General features: G+C 34.2%; 10 protein-coding genes. All 10 read left to right on the top strand.

Going from position 1 to position 12,229, the window contains the following annotated elements; translation table 11 throughout:
• Positions 1-126 precede the first annotated feature (126 nt).
• The 10 genes from ES675_RS13180 (at position 127) to ES675_RS13135 (ending at position 12,187) form a co-directional block, all read left to right on the top strand.
• Complete coding sequence (locus ES675_RS13180; protein ID WP_066255533.1) at positions 127-585, top strand: hypothetical protein; 459 nt, start codon at positions 127-129, stop codon at positions 583-585.
• Positions 586-632: 47 nt separating this feature from the next.
• Entirely contained in the window at positions 633-2,855 is a 2,223-nt protein-coding gene (locus ES675_RS13175; RefSeq protein ID WP_066255528.1) for a RelA/SpoT family protein, read from the top strand.
• A gap of 26 nt (positions 2,856-2,881) precedes the next feature.
• Positions 2,882-3,334 (top strand): Fur family transcriptional regulator, encoded by a 453-nt coding sequence (locus tag ES675_RS13170; protein ID WP_008634142.1) that lies wholly within the window; start codon positions 2,882-2,884, stop codon positions 3,332-3,334.
• 11 nt (positions 3,335-3,345) lie between these two features.
• Positions 3,346-4,617, top strand: a complete 1,272-nt coding sequence (locus tag ES675_RS13165; protein WP_066255525.1) for an adenylosuccinate synthase — start codon at positions 3,346-3,348, stop codon at positions 4,615-4,617.
• Positions 4,618-4,796: 179 nt separating this feature from the next.
• Positions 4,797-6,650, top strand: a complete 1,854-nt coding sequence (locus tag ES675_RS13160; RefSeq protein WP_066255575.1) for an OstA-like protein — start codon at positions 4,797-4,799, stop codon at positions 6,648-6,650.
• 2 nt (positions 6,651-6,652) lie between these two features.
• A complete protein-coding gene (locus ES675_RS13155; RefSeq protein WP_066255522.1) occupies positions 6,653-7,846 on the top strand; it encodes an aspartate aminotransferase family protein in 1,194 nt (397 codons plus the stop codon).
• A 136-nt stretch (positions 7,847-7,982) separates the two neighbouring features.
• Positions 7,983-9,371, top strand: coding sequence for a tetratricopeptide repeat protein (locus tag ES675_RS13150; RefSeq protein ID WP_066255572.1), 1,389 nt, complete (start codon positions 7,983-7,985; stop codon positions 9,369-9,371).
• 56 nt (positions 9,372-9,427) lie between these two features.
• Positions 9,428-10,438, top strand: coding sequence for a DUF368 domain-containing protein (locus ES675_RS13145; RefSeq protein ID WP_066255517.1), 1,011 nt, complete (start codon positions 9,428-9,430; stop codon positions 10,436-10,438).
• The gene (locus tag ES675_RS13140; protein ID WP_066255514.1) at positions 10,438-11,457 is read left to right on the top strand and encodes a DUF368 domain-containing protein; all 1,020 of its coding nucleotides are present in this window, start codon (positions 10,438-10,440) and stop codon (positions 11,455-11,457) included. Before ES675_RS13145 ends, ES675_RS13140 begins: the two co-directional genes overlap by 1 nt.
• On the top strand, positions 11,450-12,187 hold the full coding sequence (locus tag ES675_RS13135) for a shikimate dehydrogenase family protein (RefSeq protein WP_066255510.1): 738 nt from the start codon (positions 11,450-11,452) through the stop codon (positions 12,185-12,187). Before ES675_RS13140 ends, ES675_RS13135 begins: the two co-directional genes overlap by 8 nt.
• Positions 12,188-12,229: the final 42 nt, after the last annotated feature.

Here is a 12,229-nt window from a genome sequence, read left to right as displayed (position 1 = left end):
ATAGGAATATTAACCCATAATACAAGAGGCATTACAAACGGATAATAAAGTTTTTTAGTATGTGGAATTTATGGATAACGAAACCAATAATAATTGTATCTTTATTTATACAAACTCCTATTGTGCATGACATACACATCCGAAATACGCATTAATTTAAATTTAAAAGCATTTATCTGTAAATTTAATAATGTGGAAAACTTAAAATATTGGCAACAGGGACTTACCAATTATGATCATGTTTATGGCACACCAGGTGAAACAGCATCTAAAATAAGGCTTCATTATGTATTAGATAAAAAGCCCTTTTTTTTAATACAAACTATTTCAGAAAGCAAATTACCACATAAGTTACATTTTACATATGAAAGCAATGGTCTTTACAGCATTCAAGAAAATTATTTTAATGCCATTTCAGATTCAGAAATAGTATGGACTTCAAAGAATGAATATATTCCAACCAATTTCAAAATGCGCATGATGTTATTAATTATGCCCAGAACCTTTAAAAATCAGACGAAAACCTATTTGCAAAATTTTAAAAATTTTGCTGAAAACGGAATTTCTGTAAACCACAAAAAATAAGCAGCCAATAATTGTAAACTAATATTCTTTATACTATTTTTATTTTTATGACAGAAATTGACATCGAGAAGGAAAATGCCACTATTGCCAAAGCGTATCGCGAGCTATTGCGTGTGAGTTACCAAACACTTTCTAAAGAGGATAAAACCCTAATTAGAAAAGCTTTTGACGTGGCTATGGATGCACATAAAGATCAGCGCAGAAAATCTGGTGAAGCTTATATTTTTCATCCTATTGCGGTTGCTAAAATAGTTGCTAAAGAAATTGGCCTTGATGCCACATCCATTACGGCTGCACTACTACACGATGTTGTTGAAGATAGCGATCGTTACACCATTAAAGATATTGAAGATCAATTTGGCGAAACCGTTGCCAAAATTGTAGATGGTTTAACTAAAATATCATCGCTGAATAAGGACACAGATATGGATGTATCCATGCAGGCGGAGAATTTCAGAAAAATGCTACTGACTTTAAATGATGACGTTCGGGTTATTATTATTAAAATAGCCGATCGTTTGCACAATATGCAAACCATGGATTCCATGCGCGCAGATAAGCAGATTAAAATTGCATCTGAAACACTATACATTTACGCACCTTTAGCGCACCGAATTGGGTTGTATAATATTAAAACCGAATTAGAAGATTTAGGATTAAAATACACCGAACCCGAAGTGTATTTTGATATTCTAAATAAAATTAAAGAAAGCAAAGAAGATCAAGACCTATATATTAAGGAGTTTAGTAAAGTGATTTCGACTTCTTTAGACAAGGAACAATTAAATTATGAAATAAAAGGGAGACCGAAATCTATCTTTTCTATTCGTAAGAAAATTTTAAATCAAGGTGTTTCTTTCGATGAGATTTATGACAAATTTGCTGTAAGAATTATTTATAAAAGTGATCCTGATAACGAAAAATTTCTAGCGTGGAAAATTTACTCCATCGTTACCGATCATTTTCGTCCAAACCCTATCCGTTTACGAGATTGGATTTCGTCACCAAAATCCACGGGTTACGAGGCGTTGCACATTACGGTTGTTGGCCCAAAAAGTCGTTGGGTAGAAGTGCAAATCCGAAGTGAACGTATGAATGAAATAGCTGAAAAAGGCTATGCAGCGCACTATAAATATAAAGAAGGAAGCGAAACCGAAGATGATAGTATTGATAGCTGGATTTCCAAATTACAGGAAACATTAGAAAATCCGGAAACGAATGCTATTGATTTTGTAGAGCAATTTAAACTAAACCTCTACTCCAAAGAAATTTTTGTTTTTACACCAAAAGGCGATTTAAAGTCGCTTCCAAAAGGTGCCACACCTTTAGATTTTGCATTTAGTATCCACACTGAAGTTGGCATGAAAACACGTGGCGCCAAAGTAAATGGTAAATTGGTTCCATTAAGTCATGAATTAAAAAGTGGTGATCGTTTGGATATATTAACTGCCGAAAACGCCAAACCAAACCCTAACTGGCTGGATTATGCTACAACAGCAAAAGCACGAAGTAAAATAAAATCGGCTTTAAAAGAAGACAAGAAAGTAATTGCCGAAGATGGCAAGGAAATTCTTCGCCGGAAATTAAAACAGTTAAAAATTGCGTTGGATGAAAAATCTGTCAATGAATTGGTAAATTTCTTCAAACTTAAAACGAGTTTAGATTTGTTTTATCGCATTGGCACAGGATCTATTGATAATACCATGCTTAAGGAATTTGCGTCATCCCGAAGCAATGCTTTTATGAGTTATATTAAAAATAAAATCTCTAGAAAGCCTAACATTCCAAAAGAAGAACTTGAAAAAGATGAAATTACATCTAAATATGATTTATTAGTTTTTGGTAAAGAAGAAGAAAAGTTAGACTATAAATTCGCCAATTGTTGCAATCCAATTCCTGGCGATCCGGTGTTTGGATTCTTAACAATTAATGATGGTTTAAAAATTCATAAAAAGAATTGTCCGAATGCCGTGAGTTTACAATCCAATTACGCCTACCGAATTATGACGGCTAAATGGATAGATTCGTCACAACAAGAATTTTCGGCACAAATAATTTTATCTGGAATTGATAATTTAGGATTGGTAAATGATATTACCAAAGTCATTTCGTCCAATATGCACGTTAACATGAAAAGTATCAGTTTTGAAAGTGATGGCGGAATTTTTTCAGGCAAAATAAATGTGGTTGTTCAAAACAATAACATACTGAAAAAGCTGATGGATAACCTAAAAAAAATTAATGGTATTGATAAAGTACAAAGAGTTTAAAAATATGTGTAAATTTGCAGCCGATTATGAGCGTTAAAACCGATACAAAAAACCAGGAGATAGTTAAGAATGTGTTTACAGCCTTTTTAAGTGATAAAGGGCACCGTAAAACACCAGAACGCTATGCTATTTTACAAGAAATTTATAATAGCGAAGAACACTTTGATATTGAATCGTTGTACTTAAACATGAAAAACAAAAAGTATCGTGTTAGTCGCGCAACCTTATACAATACTATTGAGCTCCTTTTAGAATGTGGTTTGGTACGCAAACATCAGTTTGGGCAAAATCAGGCACATTACGAAAAATCGTATTTTGATAGGCAACATGACCATGTTATTTTAACGGATACAGGTGAAGTAATCGAGTTCTGCGATCCGCGAATTCAATCTATCAAGCAAACAATTGAAGAGGTTTTTGATATTGAAATCACAAATCATTCACTCTACTTTTACGGCAACAAAAAATCAACTAAATAATATTTTACAACATGGCAGTAGACTTACTACTAGGATTACAATGGGGAGACGAAGGCAAAGGAAAAATTGTTGATGTACTAACCTCCAACTACAACATTATTGCCCGTTTTCAAGGCGGACCAAATGCCGGACACACCTTGGAATTTGATGGTATTAAACACGTTTTACGAACTATTCCTTCAGGTATATTTCACGACGACTCCATAAATGTCATTGGTAATGGTGTGGTGATTGATCCCGTCGTTTTTGTAAAAGAATTAGAAGGACTTGATCAATTTAACATTGATTATAAAAAGAAATTAATCATTTCTAGAAAAGCACATATTATTTTACCAACGCATCGTATGTTGGATGCAGCTAGCGAAACCTCCAAAGGGAAAGCTAAAATTGGCTCTACTTTAAAAGGTATTGGGCCAACATATATGGATAAAACGGGTAGAAATGGTATTCGTGTTGGCGATTTAGAACTAGTTGATTGGAAAGATAAATATCGTGCGCTTGCTAATAAGCATGAAGCCATGATTGACTTTTACAACGTTAAAATTGAATATGATTTAGAAGAATTAGAAACTGAATTTTTTGAAGCCGTAGAGCGTTTAAAGGAATTAACATTTATTGATTCAGAAGAATATTTATACCAAGCTCAAAAAGCAGGTAAAACTATTTTAGCCGAAGGTGCTCAAGGATCTCTTTTAGATATCGATTTTGGAACCTATCCTTTTGTAACCTCTAGTAACACAACTGCTGCTGGTGCTTGTACTGGTTTAGGCGTGGCGCCAAACCAAATTGGCGATGTATATGGTATTTTTAAAGCCTATACAACACGTGTAGGTTCGGGACCATTTCCAACAGAATTGTTTGATACTGTTGGCGAAGATATGGCTAGAATAGGTCGTGAATTCGGAGCCGTTACAGGTCGTGCAAGACGTTGTGGCTGGTTGGATTTAGTGGCTTTAAAATATGCGTGTCAAGTAAATGGTGTTACCAAATTAATGATGATGAAAGGCGATGTCCTTTCCGGGTTTAAAACACTTAAAATTTGTACAGCTTACGAATATAAAGGTGAAACCATTACACACTTACCTTATAATATAGAACCTGAAAATATTAAACCTATCTATTCAGATTTCGCTGGTTGGAAAGACGATTTAACCAAAATGACTGAAAAATCGCAATTCCCAAAAGAATTAAACGATTATATCGCTTTCTTGGAAAAAGAATTAGAAATCCCCATTACCGTAGTTTCTGTTGGACCAGATAGAAAACAAACAATTTTCATGTAAGTTCTATTTTTACGCTTGAAGTGTCAATTAGAATAAAGCGAAGCATCTCATAAAAAACAAAACCTGTCAGGATAAATATCTTGGCAGGTTTTTTCATTAGTTCTCAATTTCTATTAAAAATTTCACAAACAAACCCATCACTCCATTTTTATGATTATTTTTGGAACAAATTTTATAATTTGAAACAATCAATCCTTACATATATATCATTCCTCTGTTTTCTGTTGGTTTTCACATCAGTAACAGCCCAAGAGCAAAAGCAAATTCAAATTGTTTACAGTGGTTTTTTAAACTTTGATGATGCTGTAGAACCTGGTTTAAAAGTCATGACACGTGATGATTCCGGTCAAGTGCATGTTATTCACGAAGGTATAGACATGTGGTGCGATCAAGCCAATTTGTATAGTAATGAAAATTTCGTGGAAGCGTACGGAAACGTCACCATGAAACAAGGCGACACCATAAACATGAAATCCGAATATGTAGAATATAGCGGAAAAACCCAACTAGCATTTGCAAGTGGCAAAGTAGAATTGGAAGAACCAAACTCCATTTTAACAACAGACACACTCTATTTTGATCGTGTTAAACAGGAATCGTATTACAAAAGTGGTGGTCGTGTGGTGCGTGATTCTTCGGGAACAATTACCAGCCAAATTGGCCGCTATTATATGAACGCCAAAAAATACCAATTTGTAAATAATGTGGTTTTGGATAATCCAGATTACGTTATTAATACCAATCAACTCGATTTCTATTCGGAAACCGGTCATGCTTATTTATATGGACCATCTACCATTGTAACTGATGAAAGTAAAACCTATTGCGAAAAAGGATTTTATGACACCGAAAATAAAGTTGGTTATGGTATCAAGAAAACGCGCATAGATTATGACAACCGTATTTTTGAAGGTGATAGTATGTATTTTGATAATAACCGAAATTTCGCATCGGCTACCAACAATATTACAGTCACAGACACGCTGAATAAAAGTATCATAAAAGGCCATTATGCCGAAATTTACAAGGCGAAAGATTCGGTGTTTATCACCAAACGTGCATTAGCTATAACGGTTCAAGAAAACGATTCTATTTATATGCACGCTGATACCTTGATGGTAACAGGCGTGCCAGAAAAACGAATCACACGTGGATTTAGAAATGCGAAGTTCTATAAATCGGATATGAGTGGTAAAGCGGATTCGGTACATGTAAATCACGCTTCAGGTTTAACCCAATTAATTAATTTAAGACGATTAGCGTCACAAGATGCATTTGCCAAACGTCGAGATCCGGTACTTTGGAATCTTCAAAACCAAATGACAGGTGATACCATTCACATAAAATCCAATCCGGAAACCGAAAAAATAGATTCCCTTTTTGTGTTTGAAAATGCCTTTGTTGTTAGTAAAGATACCATTAGTGAAGATGGCTATAATCAAGTTAAAGGCAAGTCATTAGTGGGTTTATTTGATGATCAGAATAATTTGCGGCAAGTAGATATTGATAAAAATGCCGAATCCCTCTTTTACGCACGTAATGATGAGCAAGAATTAATAGGTATTGATAAAGCCAAATCCGGAAGTATATCTATTTTCTTTTCCGAAGGTGATATTGAGAAATTTATTCGCTACAAACAACCAGATGCTGTAACAACACCCGAAACACAATTCCCTAAAAATGGGCGATTATTAAGAGGGTTTGTTTGGCGTGACGACGAACGACCAAAAAGTGTAGAAGATTTATTTAGTGATGATCCACCACTTAATTTACCAATCATTAAAGGTATTGAAGATTACGTACCTCAAGAAGAATTTTTTGATGATGCCTTATTGGAGCGTGTTGAAAATGCCGATAAAAATTTAAAAAAGACACCAGTTCCAACTGATGGACAAGAAGTTAAAAAATCAAAGGTATCTCGAAATATTCCAGAAGAAGCTTTAAATCCTGATAAAGACGAGAAAAAGGAAATGAAAGAAAACCCAAAGAAAAAACTGAGTATTGGCGAGTCTATAAATTCTGATGATAATTAATTGTGAAAACAGATTTCTATACATACCAGGCGCAAACATCGTCACATCCTTTAGCTATGGAAGTATCTCATGCGGAAGGTTCCTACATTTATAATACAGACAATAAAGCTTTTTTAGATTTTGTTGCAGGTGTTTCTGCCTGTACTTTAGGACATAAACATCCCAAAGTTATAGCAGCCATCAAAACACAATTGGATAAGTATTTACACGTCATGGTTTATGGTGAATACATTCAAGAATCGGCTGTGGCACTTACTAAATTATTGGCTGAACACTTACCAGAATCCTTACAAACCACCTATTTAACAAATTCTGGCACCGAAGCTGTAGAAGGTGCATTAAAACTAGCCAAACGCGCAACTGGTAGAAGCGAAATTATTTCGGCTCACCACGCGTATCATGGAAATACTATGGGTTCCTTAAGTGTAATGGGTTTTGAAGAACGCAAAAAAGCATTCCGTCCATTAGTTCCTGATGTCCGTTTTATCTCATTTAATAATGAAGCTGATATTCAAAACATCACCACGAAAACGGCAGGTGTTATTCTAGAAACCATTCAAGGCGGCGCAGGTTTTATTGAACCAGAAAACGGCTATCTCGCAAAAGTAAAAAAACGCTGTCAAGATGTTGGCGCTTTATTGATTTTAGATGAAATTCAACCAGGAATTGGGAGAACAGGAAAATTATTTGCCTTTGAACATTATAACTGTATTCCGGATATTTTAGTTACCGGAAAAGGTTTAGGAGGTGGTATGCCAATTGGTGCTTTTACAGCGTCTCAAAAATTGATGCAACTACTGCAAGACAATCCGAAATTAGGACACATTACCACATTTGGTGGACATCCTGTAATTGCCGCAGCAGCACACGCTACCGTACTTGAAGTCGTATCATCCAATTTAATGGAAGCAACTTTAGAAAAAGAAGCACTGATTAAAAAACATCTCAAACATCCACTGATAACCGAAATTCGCGGGAGAGGCTTAATGCTAGCTGCATTAACACCTTCTGCAGACATTACAAACCAAGTCGTTTTAAAAGCGCAGGAAGCCGGACTTATACTATTCTGGTTATTATTCGAAACAAAAGCTATTCGAATCACACCGCCTTTAACCATCAGTAACGAAGAAATCATGAAAGGTTGTCAAATTATTACGACTATTCTGGATGATATTCAAAGAAATCAAGCAGGATAAAAACCTGTTTCACAGTATTTAAGCCTGAATTGTGGCTTAATTGTTGATTACTTTGTTAAAAACATTTAAACCTTTTGGGCTGCAACGCCAATTAGAGCCTTACATTTATTCAAGGAAAAACTATATAAATCAGCTTATGGAGTTACGTCCAAACGACAACAATAAAATATCCCTTACCCGATTCGAATCGATGTTAAAAACGAACCATGTTTTGTTTTTCGATTCCGAAGAATTTGAGAATATCATTCATCATTATCTGAATCATGGTAAAATTGCTTTGGCCAAAAAAGCTATAAAGCTGGGTTTACAGCAACATCCAACATCTACGAATTTAAAATTGTTTAAAGTCGAAATATTCGTCTTTGAAAACGATTTAGAAAAAGCCGATGCACTAATTAATGAGCTCTATTTATTAGAACCATTAAATGAGGAAATCTATATCCAAAAAGCTAATATTCTATCCAAACGTGACGATCATAAAAAGGCAATTGAAGTTCTAGAAAAAGCCTTAAAACTCACCGAGGACCCAATTGATATTTATTCGTTGATTGGCATGGAACATTTGTTTTTAGATCAGTTTGAAGAAGCTAAAACCAATTTCATGAAGTGTTTGGAATCTGATTTAGAGGATTATTCAGCTATGCATAACATGATTTATTGTTTTGACTTTTTAGAGCAACACGAAGAAGCCATCACGTATCTGAATATGTTTTTAGAAAAGAATCCATATAGTGAAGTCGCTTGGCATCAACTTGGTAAACAATATTTCGATTTGAAAGAATACGAAAAAGCGTTAACAGCTTTCGATTTCGCTATTATTTCAGACGATCGTTTTATTGGCGCTTACCTAGAGAAAGGAAAAGTTCTCGAAAAATTAAAACGCTTTCCTGAAGCTATTGAAAATTACAGCATCACACTAACTTTAGATGACCCGACTTCCTTTGCCTTGTTGCGCATTGGTTTATGTCATCAAAAATTAGGGAATAACGATTTAGCTGTTCAATATTTCTATAAAACAGTTGAAGAAGATCCGCTTTTAGATAAAGGTTGGATTGCGATTACTAAATTTTATAACCGTCAGAAAAATTTTCAAAAATCGCTTTACTACATTAATAAAGCCATCAATATTGATAGCGAAAATGTACACTATTGGAAGTTATACGCGCAAATTAATGAACGTTTACATCTTTTAGAAGAAGCAGAACGCGGCTATAAAAAAGCCTTGGAATTAGGTAATCATGAACTAAACACGTGGTTAACACGAGGTGACATTTTACACAAATTAGGTGAAACGGATGCGGCTGTATATAATTTTATTCAAGCCTCTGAATTCTATCCAGAAAATGCGGAGATTGAATTCCGTTTAGCTGGATTATATTACATGCTTTTAGAAACTGAAAAAGGTTCATATCATTTAAAAAATGGTTTGCGTTTTAATGCTGAATTCGCCTTTATTATTGAAGAACTTTTTCCAAGCATTTACAAATCGCAACCCGTAAAATCGCTGCTAAAAGCAAAACTATAAGTTACACGTCTGATTTTATTTATTTACCTTTGATTTCTTGTACTTAAAATTAAATCATGCAAAGACGTTTATCCGACTATTTATTAATTACGCTTAAAGGAATAGCCATGGGAGCAGCTGATGCTGTTCCAGGTGTTTCCGGTGGAACCATTGCTTTTATTTCTGGTATTTATGAAGAATTAATTACAACCATTAGTAATGTTAATTTAAGTCTGTTTAAAACACTTAAAACGTCGGGCTTTTCTGCTTTTTGGAAAGCATTTAATGGTAATTTTTTAGTCGCATTACTACTCGGAATTATTGTCAGCTTTGTATCATTCATGCGTTTGGCAAAATACCTGATAGAATATCATCCGGTTTTAATTTGGTCGTTTTTCTTTGGACTCATTATTGCCAGTATTTATTTTGTGGGAAAACAAATAAATAAGTGGCATTTACCAACTGTTTTAGCACTAATTATTGGAACCGTTCTAGCGTTTTACATTACAACATTGCCGTCTTCGGCAAATAATGAATCGCCTTACTTTTTATTTATTGCAGGCGCTATTGCTATTTGTGCTATGATTTTACCAGGTATTTCAGGTTCGTTTATACTTCTAATATTAGGCGCTTATAAAACATTGAGTGATGCCTTTCATGATTTCGATTTAAAACGTATTGCCCTTTTTGCTGGTGGTGCTTTAGTTGGGTTATTAAGTTTTAGTCACGTACTAAAATGGTTGTTTAAAAATTATCATAACATCACTTTAGCCCTATTAACAGGTTTCATTTTTGGTTCTTTGAATAAGGTTTGGCCTTGGAAATTAACCGATTTGGTTATGGAAAAAACATCTGGACTGGTTACACCATTGTCTGATATTACAACATTAGGGAATTTAACCATTTATCAGCAACAATTAGCCGACTTTGATTCGTTTAAAGTGATTTCAGAAACCAGTATTTTACCCAATATGTATTCGGTTCAAAACAACGGATTGGATCCTCAATTAGTGCCAGCCGTTATACTTATGATTACGGGATTCTTAACTATTTTTATTCTAGAACGCATCGGTAAAAAAGTCAAGTAATGCAAAGCACACGAACCTTCACCGATAAAATTTTCTTAATCTTAAAAGGATTAGGAATGGGAGCCGCCAATAAGGTCCCTGGTGTTTCTGGAGGTGTAGTTGCTTTTGTAGCTGGTTTTTATGAAGAGTTTATTTATTCGCTTCAAAAGATAAACCGGAAGGCTTTTAAACTATTAATCAACGGTCGGTTTAAAAGTTTCTATCAATATATAAATGGTCGGTTTTTAAGCTTACTTTTTTTAGGAATGATTATCAGTTATTTTAGTATTTCTAAAGTACTGGATTACCTCATAAAACATTATGAACTCTATATATGGAGTGTGTTTTTCGGAATGATTATCGGTTCTATTTATTACATCAGTAAGGATTTTAAAGATTGGAATTTCAAAACCTATTTAGCACTTTCTATCGGAATTATTTTAGGTGTCAGCATCAGCTTTTTAGATCCAGCAATGGAAAACGATAATTTATGGTTCGTGTTTTTCTGTGGTATTATTAGTGTATCAGGCATGACACTTCCAGGATTTTCGGGCTCGTTCATTCTTATTTTATTGGGTAACTACGTGTTATTATTAGTGGATTCCGTAAATGCTTTATTTGACACCTTTGCAGAAGTTATTCAAGGTGATTTCAGTTTTATAGAAAATGCAGTTCGTATTCGTATGCTCAAAATATTAACGGTCTTTACGCTAGGTTCTGTAGTGGGTCTCGTTACCTTTTCGCATGTTTTAAGTTACATCCTGAAACATTATAAAAGTATTACATTGGCAACTATTATTGGATTCATAGTAGGATCATTAGGCGTGGTTTGGCCTTGGAAAAAAACGCTTTTCAAATTACAAACAGATGGAACCGCTTTATTAGATTCTTCGGGAAAGAAAATTATTGAAAATTACGAACGCTATTTCCCTGAATTGAACACGGAAACCTATTTAGCTTTAGCCTATATAATTCTTGGAATTGCCATTGTTTTAGCCTTGGAATTTTACGGACAAAAAACACAGAAACACCATGCGTAAATTCGGATTAATAGGTAAAAATATTTCGTATTCATTTTCTCAAAATTACTTTACCAATAAATTTTCTTCGGAAGCTATTACAGATGCTTCTTATGAAAATTTTGATATTCCAAATATTGAAGATGTTCCAACCGTTTTTGGAAACACAGAAATAGTCGGTTTAAATGTGACGATTCCGTATAAAGAAACCATCATTCCCTATTTAGATAAACTCCACAAAAAAGCACATAAAATTGGTGCTGTAAACACCATAAAACGTAATAAAAAGGGTGAATTAGTAGGTTATAATACGGATTGCTATGGTTTTAAAAAATCATTAAAACCACATTTAAAACCTATTCATAAGCATGCCTTGATTTTAGGAACTGGAGGTGCCAGTAAAGCCATTGCTTTTACACTGGATGAATTAGGAATATCCTACAAATTTGTGTCTAGAGTACCTAAAAATCCCGAGTATTTAACTTACAATGATTTAATGGAATCAACCATTTCCGAGCATTTAATTATTATAAATTGCACACCTTTGGGAACATTCCCAAATATTACTGATGCACCTAACCTACCTTATGAATTTCTCACCAAAGACCATATTCTTTACGATTTAATTTACAATCCTGAAGAAACCCAGTTTTTAAAACATGGTACCCTTAAAAATACGACAACCATTAACGGTTTACAAATGCTAAAATTCCAAGCTGAAAAAGCATGGCGTATTTGGAACACATACTAATTGCACTATTTGTAATATTAATACGAGTTAACCTTTTGTAGT

Source organism: Algorimicrobium algoritergicola, from assembly GCF_008086165.1.
Taxonomy (GTDB): Bacteria; Bacteroidota; Bacteroidia; order Flavobacteriales; family Flavobacteriaceae; genus Algorimicrobium; species Algorimicrobium algoritergicola.
Note: the sequence above shows the minus strand (reverse complement) of the source record. Positions and strands in the feature narration are given on the sequence as shown.